Genomic DNA, 19741 nt, shown 5'->3' on the forward strand with positions numbered 1-19741 from the left:
GGAGTAAGAACACCTCCTGCACACCACACTATGTGCAAGGAGGTGTTTTTGGTTGAAACGAATTCAAGCAGGGGTATTCGCTACGATGATGCTCGCAGGCCTGTTTGCAGGCTGTTCACCAAACAAAGAGCAAGGCTCCGAGGATTTGCACGGCAACCAGGCCAAATACGAGTCATATGGTATCAACTACCGCAATGACAACGCGGGGATGGACAAGGGGCCTGCGGCGATGATCAGCCAGAAAATGGTCCATCAGCGCGAGCCGCATCTGGTGTCCCGTCTGGAGAGACATGCGGAGAACATCCCTGGCGTTGTCGATATCAAAGTGCTTGCCTACAAAGACACGCTGCTGGTCGGGGTACTGCCTACGCATACGCCAAAGCCGGATGAAGTCAATCCAACCCCATCCATTCCCCATACGCCTGGAAAAATTGTCCGGGTCGACAATGGCCATACGGACTCGCTCCAGAAGCGCGTTGTGGACCGGATGAGAGTCCGGCTGCAAACGGAATCGCGCTACAACCTGATGTATGTTTCCACCAACCGGGCTGTTTACGACCGTGTCGCGGATCTGCACGAACGGATCTTGCGCGGTGAGCCGGTAAGCGAAGAGGAGTTCCAGGTATTGATCAACGACATCGGTTATACGAACAAAGGCTACAATCTGGTCGACTAACAAAGCGCCACCTGGCTGCCCCCGGGTGGGCTTTTTGGCGTTTGCCCCGGCGAAGCAGGAAATGCGGGCATGAATGGGGAAATGAATCCGGGAGAGAAGGAGAACGGCGAGGAGTGCAATTCATGAAGACACCGCAGGTTTCGATCACCAAAATTACGCCGCCCAGACCGAAGCCCTACGTCCTGAGACGCCCGGCACTGGCCAAAAAGCTTCGATTTCTCCATCACGTGCCACTCTGTCTGGTCCATGCTGCAATCGGCTACGGGAAGACGATGGCCGTGGCCACGCATGTGGATGATGCAAAGCTCCAGGTATCGTGGTACTTCCTGACGGAGGAGGATGGGCAGCTCTCCGTCTTTTTGTACGGCTTGGTGGAAAGTTTGCGGCAAGCGTATCCCGATTTTGGGCAGACGATCGCAGGCCGGATCGAGTCAGCGAACGGCGAGGAACTGGAACCGCTCGGCATGGCAGAGCTGTTTGTACGGGAGTGGCTTGCCCTACAGCCCCACCAAGATCATCTGCTCGTCCTGGACGACTATCATCACATCGTGGGGGACAGCCGCGTCGATCAGTTCGTCCGAAAGCTGGCTGGGCAATTGCCCCATCATCTCAAGCTGATCGTGCTGTCCCGCTCCCGCCCGGCTTGGCCCGAACTGGAAATGTGGAGGGCGCGGGGAGAGTGCCTCGATATTGCAACCGATGATTTGACGTTTTCCCGCGAGGAGAGCGAGGCCTTTTATCAGGACGAATACGATGTCTCGCTCACAGAGGAAGAGTGGAATCGCGTAGAGCAGGTTTCTCGCGGCTGGGTGTTGGCATTGCGGTTTTTCGGCGAGAAAATGGCTGGCGGCGCTACTGTATCCGACAGTCTTCGCGATGTATCCCGGCTTCTGCATTTGCTGGAGGCCGAAGTGTGGGTCCGATTGAGTGAGCGGCTCCGGACATTTTTGATGAAGGGGGCGGTGCTCGAACGGTTCACACTGGAGGACTGCCGCCAGGTCCTTGGAGAAGAAGGAGCGGCTTTCCTGAAACAGGCCTATGAAAGCGATCTGTTTCTCTTGGTCGATTCCGGCGGGAGCTATTCGTTCCATCCTTTGTTCCATCGGTTGCTCGCAAGCAAGCTGACGACGGAAAGCGCTCTATACCTGCAAGTGAATGAAGCTGCAGCTGCCTGGTACTGGAAAAAAGGGGACGAAGAGAAGGCGTTTGAGCATCTTCATTTTGCCGAGAAGTGGGAGGAGCTGGGGGAATGGCTCTGCCAAGCGGGGCAGCAATTGCTGACGGACGGCAAGCTCGACGTCTTGTACCGCTGGATCACGCTCTTGCCTGACGCGATCAAGGAAAAGAAGCACTGGCTGTGGTTTTACCAGGCCGAGGTCGAGCGGTATCGCTGCCATTACTTCAAGGCGTTCAGCTCCTATCAGCACTTTTTGGAACGGTGCGAGCAAGCACACGACCTGATCGGTCAATGCTGCGGCCTGGAAGGAATGGCGCGAGTTCACCTCGACAGTGTCCAAGGGGTGCGGGCCGAGACCTTGCTGAAGCAGGCGATTGAGCTGCTCCCTCCGGCTGAGCAAGGACAGGAGATGGCCCCACGGCTATACCGGCTGCTCGCGGAGATTTACACCAATCGAGGGGATGCCAAGCAGGCCGCCGAATGGTACAGGCGCAGCCAGGAGCTCGAGCAGATGACCGAGGTGGAGCTGGAGTCCCGGCTGTTGTTCCGGACGGGACGCCTGCAATCCTCGATCCAGCTGTTGGAAAACAAGTCGCTTGCGGAGCGAACCAAGCATCCGAAATTGACGAGGTCGTACCGGGAAACGTCGCTTCTGCTGTCGTTCGTGTACGCACTGAACGGGGAGTGGGAGCGCGGCTGGCAAGCGGCCGAAACAGCGATCGAGCTGGGGCGGGCAGCCGGTTCTCCTTTTGTGGAAGCGAACGGCTATGTCCGGCTTGCTCACGCCGCTCTGATCGGTCAGCAGCTTCCCGCGGATGAAATTCGCCTCTTGTACGAAAAAGGGCTGCGCATGATGGAAGAGCTCCAGTCAACGCGAGGGAAATCGGAGACACTGCTGGGTCTGACGCTGCTGCACGGCAGGGAAAAGGCTTTGGATTTGGCGCTTCACTACGGGGAGTGGGGAAAGCAGGAGACGGAAGCGATGCGCGATGACTGGCTCAACAGCCTCGTGCGCATGGCCATCGGCGTAGCCTATGCCGCCTACGGAAAAGAAAGGGAGGCACAAGAGGTGTTTCAGGATTGCGCGGAGCGGCTCAGCCGCTGCGGAGACAGCTATGGCGTAGTGACCTGCCAGCTGTGGCTCAGTTTTTTGGCGTACCGAAGCAAGCAGTGGGACCTGTTTGTTCCCGCCATGACGCAGGCTCTTTCGCTCATGCAGTCGGGCGAGTACCACTTCCTGCTGCGCCGCCCGACACTTCTGACGCCCCGCGATGTCCAGCAGCTGATGCCTGTACTGATCGAGGCGGAGCGAAGGCACGTCTATCCGGACTATGTGTCACAGCTCTTGACGGACTTGGGACTGCAAAATGTCACGTTTCATCCCGGTTATACGTTGCGTATCCAGACGTTCGGGCAATTCCGTGTCTGGCTGGGAGAGCGCGAGCTGAGCGAAAAGGCATGGCAGCGAGGAACGGCCAAGCTGCTTTTCCAGTTGCTGTTGACCAAACGGCAGCATTTGCTGACGCGCGAGGAAATCATGACGCGCCTGTGGGCAGACAGTGATGAAGAGTCGGCGGTTCGCGACTTCAAAGTAGCGCTGAACGCGTTGAACAAGGCGCTGGAACCCGATCGGGCGGCGAGGGCCGAAACGTTTTTCATCCAAAGGCACGGCAGCTCGTACGGCTTTAATCTGGCATCCGGGTACCATATCGATGCAGAAGAATTCGAACGGCTGGTCACGCTCGGGATGGCGGAGGAAGAACCGACACAGGCGGCAATACTGCTGGAAAAAGGGCTTGGCTACTACCAGGGCGAATACTTGCCGGAATGTCGCTACGACGATTGGTGCGTGGAAGAGCGCGAACGGCTGCAGGTGTTGTTCCTGCGGGGAGCGGAGCGGTTGGCCAAGCTCAGGCTCGAGGAGAATCGGCTGGAGGGAGCTATCCGCTGGTGCGAGGCGATGCTCCGGGTGGACGACTGCTGGGAAGAAGCGTACCGGCTGTTGATGACCGCTTACTACCGGCTCAACAACCGGGCTCAAGCGATCCGCTGGTACGAAAAGTGTGTGGCCAAGCTGCACGAACAGCTGGGGGTAGCCCCGATGCCGGCCACGCAGGAGACCTATCAAAAAATCATGATGCCATGAGACCGCTGATCTGCGGTCTTTTTTCATGCACAAAAAAAGGCTCGCGCAAATAAGGAGAGAGCGTCTTGACAAAACTAGGAAGGAGCTTTAGACTATCGTTTGTACTGACCAGTCAGTTCAAAAAACGGCGAGGAGGATGGGAGTGATGTCAGCTTCAAAAAAGGATCAGATTGCGCAGGGAGCGTTGACCGCTTTTTCCCAATACGGATTCAGCGAAACTTCGATGGATACGATTGCGGAAGTGGCACAGGTGGCCAAGGGCACGCTTTACTATCATTTTTCCACGAAAGAAGAGCTGTTTTTGTACGTGATTGAAAAAGGCGTGAAGATGCTGATTTACCATGTGGACAGCGTCATGCAGAAGGACGAATTGTCCTTGGAGGACCGCATGATGAGTGTGTTGGATGAGCATCTTCGCTTCTTTTCCGAGAACCAGGAGCTCTGCTTCCTGCTGCTGAGCTTTTTCACCGGTGACGAACAGCGGGACCAGATGGTCGGCAAGCTGCTGACCGATTACTTTACGACGATGGAAAACTACATGACCGATTTGCAGCAGCAGGGCTACATCCGCGCTGATGCCGAAATTCGAACGCTTGCTTCGGCCCTGTTCGGCATGATCGGATTTACCGTGCTGCGCAAGCAATTCCGCAAAGAGCCGCTGCAAAGCGAGGCGGGAAGACAGACGCTTCGCCACATGCTGGCGGGTATTTTGCAAAAGGACTGCAAGTAATCGACAAACTTCACCACAACGGCAAAAGAGGGGAAACAGAATGAAAAAACGTGCATGGATCGGGGTGGCCGGTTTTGTGGCCGGCATTGCGGTACTGGGGACGGTGTTGTTCGGACCGGGAGTGGGGAATGTCTCCGGCCAACGCGCCGATAAGGTCACAGGCGTGATCGAAGGAACGGAAGTGGATCTGTCGTTCAAGATGGGAGGCTCCATCGAACAGCTCTCACTCGCCGAAGGGGACGAGGTAAAGGCCGGGCAGGTCGTTGCCACACTGAACAGCGAGGAGCTGCTGGCCAAGAAAGAGCAAGCGGAGGCAGCCTATCATCTGGCGCAAGTGAAGCTGGAGCAGGCAAAGAAAGGGGTTTCCATCACGGACAGCTCCAGTGATGCGCAGATCGATCAAGCCAAGGCTGTCGTCAATTCGGCGCAGGCTCAGCTGAACGCAAACAAAAACGGAGCGCGAGCGGAGGAGATTTCCCAGCTGAAAGCAAAGGTGCAGGCGACCGAGACAGCCAAGCAGATCGCATCAACCAACCTCGAACGGATGAAAAAACTGTTGGCTGAGGGGGCAGTTCCACAAGTGAAAGTGGAAGAAGCCCAAATGCAGTACGACCAGGCCTCCGCGGAAAACAAGGCAGCGGCGGAGCAGCTCAAAATGGCGCAGTCCGGAGCGAGACAGGAACAAGTGGACGCGGCCCAAGCACAGCTCGACCAGGCCAAGGCAGCCTACAATCAGGCGGTTGCGGCCAGGGGGCAGGTAGGCCTGAAAGAGCTGGACGTAAAATCCGCGGAAGCCGGCGTTCAGCAAGCCAAAGGGGCTCTGGCAGAAATCGAAGCGTACCTGAACAACACGAAACTGACTGCTCCAGTAGACGGGATCGTGAAGTCGATTGCCGTCCAAAAAGGCGAGCTGGTCTCCCAAGGCTTTACCGTACTGACAATCCAGTCCAAAGCGGATAACTTCGTGAAGTTTTACGTGAATGAGTACGCCTTGTCGGCCGTCAAAACAGGGGATACGGTCAATCTGTACGTGCCGGCCTTGAAACGCGAAGTGGCAGCCAAAGTGGTGACCGTCGCTCCAGCAGCGGATTTTGCCGTGAAAAAAGCGACACAGGAATTGGGCGACCGCGACATCCGCTCCTTCCAGGTGAAAATGGTCGTATCGGATCCGGAATTGCGTCCGGGTCTGACAGTGGAGTGGAACGTCGAAGGGGCTGATAGCGGTGCATAATTTCCCCCGCCTCTTCTGGACGGAATGGCAAAAACTTTTTACCAATAAAACAATTCGTTCGATCGTCTTTATCGTGCCGCTGATGTATTTGACCTTGTTCGGATTTTTGTACGGCGAGAAAAAAGTGATGCACATCCCTACAGTCATGGTGGACGCTGACCAGTCGGAGCTCAGCCGTGAGCTGTACCGAGCCTTCGAGGTCGATCAGACGTTTCGGATCAACACCATCGTAGGGACGGAGGACGAGGCGATGAAGCTGATCGACCAAGGTGAAGCGAACATCGCCTTGATCATCCCGCCGGACCTCGAAAAGAACGTCAAGGCTGGACGGGAGGCGGAAGTCCTCACCGTCATCGACGGCAGTAACATGATGATCTCCAATACGGCGGTACGGTCTGCGAGCACGGTCGTCAAGACGGTATCGGCAGGGGCGACGCTCAAGAAGCTGGAGGCTAACGGAGACTGGGGCGAAGCGGGGAAAAATCTGTATACCGGCATTGACTACCGCTACCGCGTTTTGTACAATCCGACGTTCAGCTATATGTCGTTCATGGTATTCGGCCTGGCGGGAACGGTTCTGCAGCAAGTCCTGTTCCTCGGGATCGCCATCTCGGTGACCCAGCAAAAAGAGGAGGGGACCTGGGGTCAGACGCTGGCGAACAACAGCTTCTGGGCAATTACCGCAAGCAAAATGCTGCCCTACTTTTTGGCGGGGACACTCAACATGTTCCTCGGGTTTACGCTTCTTTTAAAAGTGTTCGGAATCCCGTATTACGGCAGTACGGTCCACCTGATGCTCGTCGCCAGCGCTTTCAACCTGGCCGTTTTGGCCATCGGGTACGCAATCTCGTTCTTCTCCAAAGACCAGCTGCAGGCGACACAGACAGCGATGCTCATCGCCGTTCCGTCCTTTATGCTGTCGGGCTTCACATGGCCGTTCATGTCCATGCCGACTGTCGTTGCCGCCATCGGAAAATCTTTGCCGTTGACCTATTTTCTGCATGGGACGAGAGAGATTTTGAACAAAGGACACGGCCTTCCGGCAGTCAGCTCCGATCTGCTCGTACTGTGCCTGATGACGGTGCTCGGCCTGTTTGCGGCCTATGTCTTTTACCTCCTGCAGACCAGGAAAAAGGCGGCAGCCACCAGTGAATCGGCGGCCGTTTAGGGAGAGATTGGGAGAAAAGAAACGCTTGTGCAATAAAGAATCTTTCCTTTATACTTTACTTTAAAAAGGCAGATTCTAGGCGCAAGGGGGACATTATGTCAGCGACTCATCTGAAACAATTGTGCGAAGAGACGTATACCAAGTTGAAAAGGGTAAGCATGGAAGTGGAACGCTACTTGAACCAGGTGACCTTGTCCGGTCTCGTTGCTCAGTCCGGTGATCCGGAAGAGTATGAATCTTACTATCGGAGCTACCTTTCTGACCTGCGCCATTTACTTGTCTACTGCGAAAATGCGTACGAACGGCTGGGAGTTTCCCTTCGCCGAGCACGATTTAACGAGGAGTTTGCCGAAGAAGTGTTGTATCAGGTTTACCATACCTGTATCAACAACTTTTACTACCCCAAGGGCGAGGTTTATGACGAAGACGGCCGCTATGCCTATACCGGCCAGAATGCGATTGTTTTCCGCAAGCAGGTCACTCCTGAACTGCAGCAGCTGACGCTTACCTTGTCAAAGGTCTTTGAACAAATGCGTGACGACCTGCAATATTACGAAACGGATTATATTACGAAAAAACGAATGCAAACCGAACAAGCACAGGCGTAACTGCCCGTGCTTGTTTTTTCTTTATCCGGTTGGACCCAAGCCAAGAGGCTTCGTGGAAAGCTTTTTATTGGAAGCCGAGGCGCAGTCGGAGGAAAAATTTGTTCAAGAGTCCGCCGATCGTTCGGGGCGGCTCCGGGGTCTTCGCCGTCTCGGCCTGAAGCTGTTTCAGCGTCTGGTTTACGTCGATCATCCCGTGGCCATACAGCTTGTCGGGGCCAGGGGGACCGAGATCAAGCGCAGAGTTGCGGATGACATCCATCACGTCGCTGTTTTTCATCCCGAGATGCACCGACCGGACCAGGGCCGCCAGCGCGGTTACGTGCGGACAAGCCATGGAAGTCCCCGAGAGGGAAGCGTAGTCGCTGTAAATGTACGTGCTGGGAATGTCGACGCCCGGTGCGGCGACATCCACATAGTCGCCGTAGTTGGAAAAGTCGGCGCGCTCCTTGAGGTGGTCAACAGCGGCGACGGAAAGTACTTCATCGTAGGCAGCCGGATAGCTCGGCTGGTCCGACGCGTCGTTTCCAGAGGCGGCCACCAGAACAACGTTGTGATCAAAAGCGTATCGGCAGGCCTCCTTGAGGGCAGCCGACGAAGTGTAGTTGCCGACACTCAGGTTGATGACATCGGCTCCGTGATCCGTCGCCCAGTAAATTCCTTGAGCGATGTCGACGGCCGATCCCGATCCATCCGCTCCAATCGCCTTGACAGGCATGAGCTTGCTTTTCCAGGTCATGCCGGCGATGCCGTCCTTGTTGTTCGTTTTGGCTGCGATGATTCCGGAGACGTGAGTGCCGTGTCCGTTGTCATCCATCGGATGGTTGTTGTCCTTCAGCACATTGTAGCCTTCCACGAGCTTTCCTTTGAATTCCGGATGATTCATGTCGACGCCGGTGTCTACCACTGCGACGATGACATCGCTGCTGCCTTCACTTATATTCCAGCTTTGCTCCATGCCGATCAGCGGAAGGTTCCACTGGTATTCGCTGTAATACGGATCGTTTGGTTTCCGGTTGGGCAGCAGCAAAAAATTCGGCTCGGCATAGACCGAATCGGGATGCTCCGCCACCTTTTTTATCATTTCTTGCGTCGTCATGCTGCGCGACTTGATGATGAGGAACTTGTCAAAATCCCGCTTGACCTTGGCATCGAGTGAGGATACCAGCTTGTCGATCGTCTTTTGGTCAGGTCTGGGGTGGAAGCGGACCACGACCTCGTGTTCGACATAATGGCTCCGATCCCGTGGATTGTGATGGAGCGTCTGCACGTGGCTGCTGTTTTCCAGGCCGCGGCGTATGTCTTTTACTTGCTCAATGTAGTTGATGCGGGGAATTTTCGATGCTACGGAGGTGACCCTGGGATGAGGCTCACGCATCTCTTGCTGGGCATGTTGGCGGATGCCATACGGAATGGCGACCAGCCCGACTAAAACTACCGCAATGACAATCGGGGCCACTCGCAAAAAAATCACTCCCTCATGTGCTTATGGATATAGCCTGCACATCGAGAGAGTGATTATGAAGGGAAAAGCTTACATTCGATCGTTCAGCGGCCGGGCGGGAACGGAAGCGGGACGCAAGGAGCGGCGGGGTAGTTTCCAGCCGCGATAGACGGAAACCATGCGGCAGACGATGATGGCGCTGAACAGCGTGTACAGTTCGGGGATGGAGGTCGCCCATTTCATTCCGACAGCCACACCTGCGACCATCGCCCAGACTGCGTAAATTTCTTCTTTGAAAACGAGCGGCTTGCGGCCAGCGAGCACGTCGCGGATAATTCCGCCGCCGATCCCGGTCAACACGGCAGCGACGATCGTCGCGCTGAGCGGATAGTGCATCTGCGTCGCGTACATGGCGCCCTGAATCGCGAAAGCGGAGAGGCCTACCGCGTCAAAAAACAGTCCCCAGCGGTTCCAATAGTGGATGTATTTATGCGGGAGAACGAAGACAATCAGCATAGAGACGAGTGCAATGGTGAATAAGGTGCCTTGATTCCAAAAAGCGGTGAGCGGAATCCCGAGCAAAATGTTGCGCAAGATCCCGCCGCCAAAAGCGGTTGCCATGCCAAGCACGATGACGCCGAGGAGATCGTACTCCTCCTCCATGGCGATGACGGCGCCGCTGATGACAAACGCCACCGTTCCGATGATGTTGAACCATTCCCAAGACATTCGAAAATCTACATCCTTCCTTCTAGATCAAACCGAGCTGGGCCAAACCAAAATGAATGCCGTCCTCATCGACGTGACGGGTGATCCGGTTGGCGAGGGGCTTCAATTCTTCATGCGCATTTCCCATCGCGACTCCCATTCCTACATAGGAGAGCATTTCCTTGTCGTTCAGCCCGTCGCCAAACGCAACCGCCTCGTCAGGACTGTATCCGAAATGGGAAAGCAGCGCCTCGATCCCTCGTGCTTTGGAGCCCTGCGGAGGCAAGACGTCCAGCGTGTATTTGTGCCAGCGGACGTAGGATACTTCGCGAAAACCTCCCACATAAGGCGCTTCTTCCTGTGTATTGCAATAGAGGAAGGCTTGGTAGATCGGGGCTTCCTCCCAGTAGCGGTCGCGTTTTTGCGGAGCAGGCAAGCGGAGCGAATCGAACGATTCTATGACGTGAGGGTGATCGCTGACGTTTGCAAAGCAGCCTTCCGCACTTAGGAAAACCATCGGGTGATGGTTGCGATTCGCCATGGCTTCCAGCTTTTCGAGCGTCTGGATCTCAAACGGTGTGTGATGGACGACTCGGCCTTGGCTTACGACGTACGAGCCGTTGAAGCTGACGAATGTATCGATCTGAAGCTCTTTGGCAATCGGCATCAGATGATACGGGGAACGGCCGGTCGCTATGGCAATTTGCACGCCGTTTTTCCGCAAGCGCCGTACGGCTTCGATGGTCGCTGATGGAATGACGTGCCGGGTGTTGAGCAAGGTGCCGTCGATGTCAAAAAAGACGATTTTGTACGCCATTTCTCTTTCCTCTCCACTCTTCTCTCTTTGGTACAAGCTAGGGGACCCTAAGCGAGTCGGTCTTCACAACAAAAAAGGAATGCCCGGAAAAGACATTCCTTTTCACTTTGCTACTAGAATACAGCCAGCTGTGTCTCGCTGTCAAATACGTGGCACTTGGCCAGATCCATCCCCAATTTCACTGTCATACGGGGCTTCAAGCCTTCCCGGGCGTCTACGCGAGCCACCATTTGCGTGCTGCCAATATTATGAAAGTACACGTACAGCTCGGATCCCATGTTCTCCACGACGTCAATTTCCGCATCGAGGTAGCTTTCAAACGGATTGGCTTCCAGAAATTGCGCGTCGCTGTACAAATCTTCGGGGCGGATGCCGAAGATGACGGATTTGCCCGCGTAACCCCGCTCGCGCAGCTGCTTCGCCTTGTCCTCGGGGAAGGTCACCTGGATATGCTCGGCGGAAAAGACGAGCTTGCCCTCCTGTTCGCTGATCGTTCCGTTTACGAAGTTCATCGCCGGGGACCCGATAAAGCTGGCGACGAAAAGGTTCACGGGATGGTTGTAGATTTCGGTCGGGGTAGCGACCTGCTGGATCAGTCCGTCCTTCATCACCACGATGCGGTCGCCCATCGTCATCGCTTCCGTCTGATCGTGGGTCACATAGATGATGGTCGTGTTCAGCCGCTGATGCAGCTTCAGAATTTCCGTGCGCATCTGGACGCGCAGCTTGGCGTCTAGGTTGGACAACGGTTCGTCCATGAGAAACACTTGCGGCTCCCGCACGATGGCGCGGCCAAGGGCGACGCGTTGCCGCTGACCGCCGGACAACGCTTTCGGCTTGCGATCAAGCAAATGGGAAATGTCCAGAATGCGAGCGGCATCCTGAATGCGCTTTTCGATCTCCTGTTTGGAAAATTTGCGCAATTTCAGGCCGAATGCCATGTTTTCGTAGACGTTCATGTGCGGGTATAGGGCATAGCTCTGAAAAACCATGGCGATGTCCCGATCCTTGGGAGCGACATCGTTGACCAGCCTGTCACCGATGTACATCTCGCCTTCCGATATTTCCTCCAGTCCGGCGATCATGCGCAGCGTGGTCGATTTTCCGCAGCCGGATGGCCCGACCAGCACCAAAAATTCCCGATCCTTGATTTCGAGATGAAAGTCGTTCACTGCCGTAACGTTGTTTCCGTATCGTTTGTAAATGTGGTTCAAGGTTACTTTCGCCATCTCTTTTGGCACCTCCCAGTCATCGTCATAGGAGCGGTCGCTATGCTGTCTCTGACCAGAATGTACCAAACCTGCCAAAAAGGCTCTACGGTCAAATTGCACGAATTGTTTGGTCAATTTTGCCGAAAAAGGAGCAGCAGCTGCAGCAGCACGGCATCGGGAAACTGCCTGGGATCCAGCCCGGTCTGCTCCGTCAGCTTGTCCAGCCGATACTGGAGGGTATTGCGGTGCAGGTAGAGCTGTCTGGCGGCATCACTGACATTGAGCTGGCAGCGAAAGAGCGTCTCGAGCGTTTCGATTTGCTCCGGACTGAGCGGAAGGGATGCGACAGCCGATCGGATGGCCTGCGAGATGCTTTCCGCAGCATCGGAAGAAAGACAGGCCGCCCACTGCTCCAGCGGATATTGCCAGCTACCGGCGACCATGACGCGGGGATGGTGCTGGACGAGGGCCCGAGAGAGAGACCTGAGCCGGCCAAGTGCCGCCGGAAGCGACGTTGGTGCGGTGATCGGCTTGTCGACCAAAAGCCGGACGTTCTCCATACGTTCGGTAGAAATAAGGTCGTGCAGCCCGGAGGCCCAATCGAGCAGCTCAGCCGGCTCGCATTGATTTCCCAGCATGGAGAGGGGAACTACAAGCAAATAATAGAGAGGACTCAGAGGAATCAACGCCAAGGAACCGCGTTCCCCTTTAAAAAAGTCCTGCAGCATCGGCTGCAGGGAATGCATGTCCAGGATGCCGTCCGGCCGGCATTGTTCGATGAGGAAGGAAGCCCGTTTCTCCCGCCACGGCCATTGCTGGTCAATCCGTGAGGGCGGCGGGACAGGGGCGCCAAAGAAGGCCCCCTGCAGCCATGCCGTGATTTGTTCGGCAAAGGGCTCCTCCGATTTCCGCGGCTCCTGGGAGAAAAACAGACGCAGCAGCGCTCTGGCGGGACCGTCCCAAGCCTCTTTCCCGATCAGGACGAGACAGGCCGAGCCGTTTTCTGCAGAGCTTGCAGCCAGCTCCCAGCCGAGCATCGCTTGCTCACGGAGCACTTGCTCCATCTCGTCCGCCGAAGCGAGCCGGCACATGATCGGCAGCCCGGTTTCGAGCCGTATGCGTTCGCAATCTCTGATCCATTGTTCCATGTCGCCCCTCCGTCCCACACTCGTTCCTGCAGTTATTATACCTTAATCGAGCGCGAGTGCGGCAGACGCTTCTTGAAGCGGACCAGATACGGCAGCTTCGTTTTCCGGAGAAAAGAATGGGCCGCCAGCCAGTGTGTGCAGCGTGATTTCCGGACGGGAGCGAAGGCGTATATTGAGACCGGTTTGCCCCAATCCCTCGCTGATGTAAAAGGGGGTGCCTGCTGCGTAATGCAGCCCCTTGACGATATTTTGCTTCGGCAGCTCGCCCATTTTCGCGAGGTGGAACGGCCGCGGCCAGTGGATCTGTCCGCCGTGGAAGTGGCCGGACAGCAAGTAGTCGTATGCGTAGTCTTTCATGTGCAGGACGACGTTCGGATCGTGGGTCAATACCAAGCGAGCCCCGGTGGAAGGTACGTTCTGAAACGATTCGGCGAGTCGGCTGTGCCCGGTGGAGAAGTTGTCGACGCCGATGATGTGGAGCTGCTGGCCGCGATGGCTGACCGTCACGTGCTCATTGACCAGGACGCGGCAGCCGATTCTCTCGAGCTCGGATTGGAGCAGGGCGAGCTTCGGACCAGGCAAGACGTAATCGTGATTGCCGAAAACGACGTACGTACCCTGCGCCGGCTCGAGACGCATGACGGTCTGAACGAAGGCGACCGCCCTCGGAATGTTTTTGTGCCGGTCCAACAGGTCGCCGGTGATGGCGATCAGGTCGATGGGACGAGAGGAGAAGCGCGCGACGATATCGGATGCGTCTACCGACAAATTTTCCATGTGCAAATCGGACAGATGCAAGATCGAAAGCGGTTCCCAATCGGCAGGGTCGGGCAGACGGCGGGAAGGCTGCAGCGGGATCGATACATATTCGGTACGAACATCAAACGTATTGCGGTGCGCACGGACGAGCAGCAGGGCGACCGCAGCTATAAGGATGAACCAGATCATTGCCATTTGCTGTCTCCTTTCGTATATCGCAATCTCGGTGAATACCGACCATTATACTCGATTTTTACCGCCTCCGAATAAGTAGGTTATTGGTAGAAGGAATTTCGGAAAAAGTGCAGAAATATTATGAAAGTTGAACGAAAAAGAATCCATTGGAGTCTAGGAGAGTGAAAGTATGAACGTGGAAAAAATTCCGGCAACGGAAGGTCGGTTCAATCTGAACAATTACGACGAAGTCTACGCGAACTTTGATTGGGCTGAAGTGGAGAAACAGTTCACCTGGCACGAGACCGGAAAGGTGAACATGGCGTACGAGGCAATCGATCGCCATCTTTTGACGGATCGGAAAAATAAAACAGCGTTGATATACAGTGATTTGACACGGGACGAAAGCTATACGTTTGCACAGCTGAGCGAGCTGTCCAACAAGTTCGGGAATGTGCTTCGCGGTCTGGGAATCGCCAAGGGCGACCGCGTTTTCGTCTTCATGCCGCGCACGCCGGAGCTTTATGTAAGCGTTTTAGGGACATTGAAAGTAGGAGCGATCGTCGGTCCGCTGTTTGAGGCATTCATGGAGGCAGCCGTTCGCGACCGTCTGGAAAACAGCGAGGCCGTCGCCATCGTGACGACGCCTGCCCTCTTGCCGCGCGTCCCCGTAGCCGAACTCCCGGCTCTCAAGCACGTGATCGTCGTCGGTTCCAAAGACGAGCTCCCTGAAGGGCAAATCAGCTTTGAAGCTGAAATGGCAAAAGCGTCCCCTGAGCTCGAAATCGAGTGGGTAGACAGGGAAGACGGCATGATTCTGCACTACACCTCCGGCTCTACCGGCAAGCCAAAAGGCGTACTGCATGTCCATAATGCGATGATTCAGCACTACCAGACAGGAAAATGGGTGCTGGACCTGCAGGAGGACGACATCTACTGGTGCACGGCCGACCCGGGCTGGGTGACGGGAACGGCTTACGGCATCTTCGCTCCATGGCTGAACGGCGCCACGAACGTCGTGCGGGGAGGACGCTTCACGCCGGAATCGTGGTATGAAACGGTAGAAAAGTACAAAGTCAGCGTCTGGTACAGCGCTCCGACCTCTTTCCGCATGCTGATGGGAGCAGGCGACGAGCTCGTCAAGAAATACGATTTCTCCCACCTGCGCCACATCCTCAGCGTGGGCGAGCCGCTCAACCCCGAAGTCGTATACTGGGGAATGCGCGTCTTCAACCACCGCATCCACGACACATGGTGGATGACGGAGACAGGCGGCCAACTGATTTGCAACTACAAATGCATGCCGATCAAGCCCGGCTCAATGGGCAAGCCGATTCCGGGCGTGTACGCTTCGATCATCGACGACCAAGGAAACGAGCTGCCGCCGAACCGGATGGGGAATTTGGCCATACGCGTAGGCTGGCCGGCCATGATGAGACAAATCTGGAACAACCCGTCCAAATACCAGGAGTACTTCCACATTCCGGGCTGGTACGTGTCCGGCGATTCGGCCTACAAGGATGAAGAAGGATACTTCTGGTTCCAGGGCAGGATCGACGACGTCATCAATACCTCTGGCGAGCGGGTCGGTCCGTTCGAAGTGGAAAGCAAGCTGGTGGAGCATCCGGCCGTAGCCGAAGCGGGAGTCATCGGCAAGCCCGATCCGGTCCGGGGAGAGATTATCAAGGCATTTATCTCCTTGCGTGCCGGATACGAACCGAGCGACGAGCTGATGGAGGAAATCCGCAAGTTTGTGAAGGAAGGTCTGGCGGCTCACGCAGCGCCGCGCGAGATCGAATTCCGCGACAAGCTGCCGAAGACTCGCTCGGGAAAAATCATGCGCCGCGTCCTCAAAGCGTGGGAGCTGGGCTTGCCGACCGGCGACCTGTCCACGATGGAAGACTGATACCAAGTCGAAGAAAAGACAAAACCATCTCCTGTGTTCGGGAGATGGTTTTTTTTCATGGTGGCTAATGAGCGTGATCGTGGGAGCCATCGTCATGATGGTGGCCGTTTTCTTCGCGGTTGCCTTCCATACAATGCAAGCCGTCGTGCTTGACCGTCGAGTTTTCGATCTGGATCGTGGCGTGGGTGATACCAAACTCGTGCTGCAGCAGGTGAAGGGCATCGGACAGGATCGGATAGCTGGCCAAGTCGTCCTCGACGATCAAATGGCAAGTCAATGATTCGAAGCCCGATGTGACGGTCCAGACATGCAGGTCGTGCACGGCCGTGACCCCCGGCAGCTGATTCAGTTTCTCGGCAATGCGGGTCGTATCAAGCCGACCGGGTGCGCCCTCCAGCAGGATGTGCACCGATTCCTTGGTCACCCGCCATGCGCTCGCTATGATGAGGATGGCCACGATGATGCTGATCAGAGGGTCGGCGATATACCAGCCAAACGCCCACATGAAAATCCCGCCGATGATGGCCCCGACAGACCCCAACAGGTCGCCGAGTACATGCAGAAAGGCGCTTCGCACGTTCATGTTTTCCTTGTAGTCGCCGCGCATCAGAACGAAGGCAGCGGCGATGTTGGCGAGCAGGCCGATGGTCGCGATCAGGATCATCATGCCGCTCGCGACCTTTGGTGGCTGAAGAAGACGCTGGTACGCTTCCCACAAAATAAATACCGATATGACCACCAGTGTTACCCCGTTGATCAAAGCCGCCAATATTTCAAAACGGTGCATGCCAAACGTTTTCCTGGCCGAAGGAGGGCTGGAAGCAAAATGCAAGGCCAGCAGGCTGAGCAGCAGGGCCGAAGCGTCGCTCAGCATATGTCCCGCGTCCGATAGTAAGGCCAGGCTGTTGGTGAGAAAGCCGCCGATGATTTCGACGATCAAAAACAGCGAAATGATGAGGAGCGATGAGAGCAGCGCCTTTTTGCTCGCTCCTCTCCCGTGATGATGGTGGTGCCCATGCGCGTGATCGTGATCATGGTCATGTCCCATTTTATTTCTACCTCCTGCAAATAGGATCATCCTCGCAGAAATGCTGCGATTTCGTCTGCCAGCAGCCGAGCGTCGTGACCGACACCCCCGATGAGAGCGGATTGGCGATTGCGCTGCCAGGGCAGACCGAGAAAGAACAGGCCCGAAATCGGTGAGACTCCCCGGCGGTGATGGGGCCGTCCGAGTTCATCCAGAACATCCGGGATGTCCAGCCAATGATAATCAGGCCGGTAACCGGTCGCCCATACGATTTGCGAAAATGTCTCTGTGCTGCCGTCCGCAAAGGTGGCAACGCGTCCGGAAAAGGAAGTCAAACGCGGAACGATTCGTAGCTTGCCCGCTTTCTGCATCTGACGGAGCTCGTTTCCATAGCCGAAGATCGGATCGGGCAGGGATCGATACAGCCTGCCGAGCCAGGATGAAGCGGGTACCGTCAGGATGCCAAGTGCCCGCATGTAGGCAAAGATAGTTTTGCCCAAAATGGAGCGGGGCAGAAAGGGACCTGTACGTCCCATCGACAACATCACGGGACGATCCCGGGCAAGCTCAACGGCGATCTGCACGCCTGAATTGCCCCCGCCAACGACCAGAACCGGCTCGTTCGACAGCTGCTGTTCGTTCCGATAGGTCGCCGTATGCCACTGCGTCACATCATAATCTACATTCATATGATCTGTGGGTACGTAAGGCGTGTGAAACGGGCCCGTCGCGACGACAACGGTCCGAGCCTGATACGTCCTCGCTTGCGTGTATATCCGGAAGCCTTCTTCTGTTTTTTCCAAGCGCGAGACTTCTGCTCCAAGCTGGATTGGCAACCCGAAATGATGGGCATAGTTCTCCAGGTAGTCTGCGGCTTCGTTTTTGTCAGGCAGCCCGTCCCGTTGTCCCGGGAAGGGAAGGCCAGGCAGATCATTAAAGCGGCGGGGAGTAAAAAGGACGAGTGAGTCGTAGCGTTCCCGCCAGCTTTCCCCGACGCGCCCGCGTTTATCCAGGATGGTGAAGCGAAGCCCTTGCTGTTGCAAATAGTACCCCATGGCCAACCCAGCCTGGCCCCCGCCGATCACAATTGCATCATAGTCGGGCATGAGAGCCTCCTTCTTTCATCGTTGCTGTTGTTTACCTAAATCATACCAGATATATTCAAACATTCAAGTGATTATTTGAATGTTTTTTGCAAAAACAAAAGCCGTTGCGGTGGTGAGCAACGGCCTGCATTCTTATGGGATCTAGGACGCAATCTCAGCTCGCTGTACGAGAGTAGATCCGGTGTGGTGTCAGATCGCCGCGATGGCGAACGTAGAGGGGACCCCAGGAAGGATTGGCATCGTGCATGCTTTTGAGCAGTGTCACCATGCCGCGAAAAGCGGACTGAACTTCGATCTCTCCCGCGATTGCCGAGGTGACAGCTGCCGCGACGACGTGAGCGGCGTACATGCCGGAGACCACGCAGTCATGGACAGCGGAGGAGTCTGCGAAATGGGACTGGATGTCACGCACAATTCGCTCGTCGTGATTGTCCCAGTTCTGGATTTGCCCCAGCGCGTGTCCTTCCAGGCTGAGCAAGCGAGCTTCCGCGATCGTGCGGGCAACGATGACGGCCGACTTTTTCGCCGTTTCGGCATCCAAAGCAGCTCTGCCGATCGTGATGCCTTCCAGGTCGCGGCTCGTTTCCTCCAGCAAGGCGTCCGCCCATTCTGCGGCGTTGTCGAATTGGAGCAGGCGCACGGTTTCGGCAGCGAGATAGCCGCGCAAAATGTCTGCGGGATGGGGATCGCTCGCCGGACCTGCATTGCGCAGTTTGGCTTTGCCGGTATACGCCTTGTTCAGGCCGCGGAAGTACCCGATCAGTCCGATGCCTGCCGCGGGGCCGTTGTTCAGGATGCCAAGCACGTCTGAGGCGGTCTCGTCTATTCGAAGCGACCAATATTCGGCCAGGGAACGGCTGTGCAGCTCCGTCGACAAGGCATCAAATACCGCATGCTGCAGCTCGCCAAGCAAGCCGGTGTCTGCGTGCAAAATGTCGTGGCCGGCTGTTTCGTGGCCCAAGGCTGACCAGGCGAGCAGGCCCTGACGCGCATTGGCAGGAGGAAGATTCACAATCCCGGTCCTGACGCCGAAATGAGAGGCGGCCTCTGCCGTCCAGGTATATGGACCGAACTGCGGGCGGCCCCATTTGACGAGAGGCGCAATCAAGCTTTCATCCGGCGGTTTGATGCCTTTTCGGTCTTCCTCGCTTAAAAAGCCGTCGTACAAATCGCTGACTACTTCCTGAAAAGCATCTGTCGCTTCGCGTTCATACGCTTCGCCGTTTTGCAGAATGGCTTGGGCGATGTCGCAAAACAGTCCGGCTTCCCTTTCCCTGTCAGGGTCGCGTCGCAGCATTTCATTAAATCCGGACTCGGACAGCTTGTCCAGCGACTGGAGAAACGGATAATAGACGTGTTCACGGTAAAGAGGGGGTAGGGTTTCGGCAACATCTTGCAGGCGACCGTACAAAGAGCGGAACTCGGTAGGATCTTGCGGGCCGTTGTTGTCATCCAAGGCAGCAACAACTACGTCTTCCATGCATGCTGGCAGATGGCGAAAATCAGGATGGTTCATGCGTGACGCCTCCTATCGTCTAGAGAATGTAAGGCTCTGGACACGAGTTACGTCAAAGGTGTGCGCGGCTTTTTGGGGGACCCACCTCCTTTCCAGATCCGGACGGGCGGTTGGTTTCTTTATTATAAAACGGGGGAAATGGAAAAAAAAGGGGAGGTTCGGAGCATTTCTCGTGTAAAATCGTAGTAAGGT

At 56.0% G+C, this 19741-nt stretch carries 16 protein-coding genes; 7 read left to right on the top strand and 9 right to left on the bottom strand.

Annotation, left to right across the window (positions count from 1 at the left end; all coding sequences use genetic code 11):
* Positions 1–52: 52 nt before the first annotated feature.
* The 6 genes from RGB73_RS11605 (at position 53) to RGB73_RS11630 (ending at position 7736) form a co-directional block, all read left to right on the top strand.
* Positions 53–676: a YhcN/YlaJ family sporulation lipoprotein gene (locus RGB73_RS11605; RefSeq protein WP_310772048.1), complete on the top strand. Its 624-nt coding sequence runs from the start codon at positions 53–55 to the stop codon at positions 674–676.
* Positions 677–798: 122 nt separating this feature from the next.
* Positions 799–3999, top strand: coding sequence for an AfsR/SARP family transcriptional regulator (locus tag RGB73_RS11610; RefSeq protein ID WP_310772051.1), 3201 nt, complete (start codon positions 799–801; stop codon positions 3997–3999).
* A 145-nt stretch (positions 4000–4144) separates the two neighbouring features.
* Positions 4145–4729: a TetR/AcrR family transcriptional regulator gene (locus RGB73_RS11615; RefSeq protein ID WP_310772054.1), complete on the top strand. Its 585-nt coding sequence runs from the start codon at positions 4145–4147 to the stop codon at positions 4727–4729.
* A 40-nt stretch (positions 4730–4769) separates the two neighbouring features.
* Positions 4770–5960: an HlyD family secretion protein gene (locus RGB73_RS11620; protein ID WP_310772058.1), complete on the top strand. Its 1191-nt coding sequence runs from the start codon at positions 4770–4772 to the stop codon at positions 5958–5960.
* On the top strand, positions 5953–7128 hold the full coding sequence (locus RGB73_RS11625) for an ABC transporter permease (RefSeq protein WP_310772061.1): 1176 nt from the start codon (positions 5953–5955) through the stop codon (positions 7126–7128). Before RGB73_RS11620 ends, RGB73_RS11625 begins: the two co-directional genes overlap by 8 nt.
* A 95-nt stretch (positions 7129–7223) precedes the next feature.
* The gene (locus tag RGB73_RS11630) at positions 7224–7736 is read left to right on the top strand and encodes a DUF3907 family protein (RefSeq protein ID WP_310772064.1); all 513 of its coding nucleotides are present in this window, start codon (positions 7224–7226) and stop codon (positions 7734–7736) included.
* Between the two features lie 64 nt (positions 7737–7800).
* Here RGB73_RS11630 and RGB73_RS11635 read toward each other — a convergent pair whose 3' ends face one another.
* From RGB73_RS11635 to RGB73_RS11660, 6 genes are all read right to left on the bottom strand, one after another.
* A complete protein-coding gene (locus RGB73_RS11635; RefSeq protein WP_310772066.1) occupies positions 7801–9198 on the bottom strand; it encodes a S8 family peptidase in 1398 nt (465 codons plus the stop codon).
* 69 nt (positions 9199–9267) lie between these two features.
* Positions 9268–9906 carry a trimeric intracellular cation channel family protein gene (locus tag RGB73_RS11640; protein ID WP_310772069.1) on the bottom strand — a complete coding sequence of 213 codons (639 nt, stop codon included), beginning with the start codon at positions 9904–9906 and terminating at the stop codon, positions 9268–9270.
* A gap of 22 nt (positions 9907–9928) precedes the next feature.
* Positions 9929–10702 (bottom strand): Cof-type HAD-IIB family hydrolase, encoded by a 774-nt coding sequence (locus RGB73_RS11645; RefSeq protein ID WP_310772072.1) that lies wholly within the window; start codon positions 10700–10702, stop codon positions 9929–9931.
* A gap of 113 nt (positions 10703–10815) precedes the next feature.
* A complete protein-coding gene (locus RGB73_RS11650) occupies positions 10816–11931 on the bottom strand; it encodes an ABC transporter ATP-binding protein (RefSeq protein ID WP_310772076.1) in 1116 nt (371 codons plus the stop codon).
* Positions 11932–12044: 113 nt separating this feature from the next.
* On the bottom strand, positions 12045–13061 hold the full coding sequence (locus RGB73_RS11655; protein ID WP_310772080.1) for a PucR family transcriptional regulator: 1017 nt from the start codon (positions 13059–13061) through the stop codon (positions 12045–12047).
* Positions 13062–13103: 42 nt separating this feature from the next.
* Complete coding sequence (locus tag RGB73_RS11660) at positions 13104–14009, bottom strand: metallophosphoesterase (protein WP_310774251.1); 906 nt, start codon at positions 14007–14009, stop codon at positions 13104–13106.
* A gap of 175 nt (positions 14010–14184) precedes the next feature.
* On the opposite strand from RGB73_RS11660, the gene acsA reads away from it, so the two are divergent.
* On the top strand, positions 14185–15900 hold the full coding sequence (acsA, locus tag RGB73_RS11665) for an acetate--CoA ligase (protein WP_310772083.1): 1716 nt from the start codon (positions 14185–14187) through the stop codon (positions 15898–15900).
* A 64-nt stretch (positions 15901–15964) separates the two neighbouring features.
* Here acsA and RGB73_RS11670 read toward each other — a convergent pair whose 3' ends face one another.
* The 3 genes from RGB73_RS11670 to RGB73_RS11680 form a co-directional block, all read right to left on the bottom strand.
* Entirely contained in the window at positions 15965–16948 is a 984-nt protein-coding gene (locus RGB73_RS11670) for a cation diffusion facilitator family transporter (protein ID WP_310772086.1), read from the bottom strand.
* A gap of 26 nt (positions 16949–16974) precedes the next feature.
* A complete protein-coding gene (locus tag RGB73_RS11675; RefSeq protein WP_310772089.1) occupies positions 16975–18033 on the bottom strand; it encodes a flavin-containing monooxygenase in 1059 nt (352 codons plus the stop codon).
* Positions 18034–18187: 154 nt separating this feature from the next.
* Positions 18188–19549 carry a hypothetical protein gene (locus RGB73_RS11680; RefSeq protein WP_310772092.1) on the bottom strand — a complete coding sequence of 454 codons (1362 nt, stop codon included), beginning with the start codon at positions 19547–19549 and terminating at the stop codon, positions 18188–18190.
* Positions 19550–19741: the final 192 nt, after the last annotated feature.

Origin of the sequence: Brevibacillus brevis, assembly GCF_031583145.1 — a bacterium.
Classification (GTDB): Bacteria; Bacillota; Bacilli; order Brevibacillales; family Brevibacillaceae; genus Brevibacillus; species Brevibacillus brevis_E.

Excerpts from the sequence above, each read along its gene's own strand:
- RGB73_RS11610 (WP_310772051.1), top strand. The coding sequence starts at position 799 with ATGAAGACACCGCAGGTTTCGATCACCAAAATTACGCCGCCCAGACCG.
- RGB73_RS11615 (WP_310772054.1), top strand. The coding sequence starts at position 4,145 with ATGTCAGCTTCAAAAAAGGATCAGATTGCGCAGGGAGCGTTGACCGCT.
- RGB73_RS11620 (WP_310772058.1), top strand. The coding sequence starts at position 4,770 with ATGAAAAAACGTGCATGGATCGGGGTGGCCGGTTTTGTGGCCGGCATT.
- RGB73_RS11630 (WP_310772064.1), top strand. The coding sequence starts at position 7,224 with ATGTCAGCGACTCATCTGAAACAATTGTGCGAAGAGACGTATACCAAG.
- RGB73_RS11640 (WP_310772069.1), bottom strand. The coding sequence starts at position 9,906 with ATGTCTTGGGAATGGTTCAACATCATCGGAACGGTGGCGTTTGTCATC.
- RGB73_RS11645 (WP_310772072.1), bottom strand. The coding sequence starts at position 10,702 with ATGGCGTACAAAATCGTCTTTTTTGACATCGACGGCACCTTGCTCAAC.
- RGB73_RS11650 (WP_310772076.1), bottom strand. The coding sequence starts at position 11,931 with ATGGCGAAAGTAACCTTGAACCACATTTACAAACGATACGGAAACAAC.
- RGB73_RS11655 (WP_310772080.1), bottom strand. The coding sequence starts at position 13,061 with ATGGAACAATGGATCAGAGATTGCGAACGCATACGGCTCGAAACCGGG.
- RGB73_RS11660 (WP_310774251.1), bottom strand. The coding sequence starts at position 14,009 with ATGATCTGGTTCATCCTTATAGCTGCGGTCGCCCTGCTGCTCGTCCGT.
- acsA (WP_310772083.1), top strand. The coding sequence starts at position 14,185 with ATGAACGTGGAAAAAATTCCGGCAACGGAAGGTCGGTTCAATCTGAAC.
- RGB73_RS11670 (WP_310772086.1), bottom strand. The coding sequence starts at position 16,948 with ATGGGACATGACCATGATCACGATCACGCGCATGGGCACCACCATCAT.
- RGB73_RS11675 (WP_310772089.1), bottom strand. The coding sequence starts at position 18,033 with ATGCCCGACTATGATGCAATTGTGATCGGCGGGGGCCAGGCTGGGTTG.
- RGB73_RS11680 (WP_310772092.1), bottom strand. The coding sequence starts at position 19,549 with ATGAACCATCCTGATTTTCGCCATCTGCCAGCATGCATGGAAGACGTA.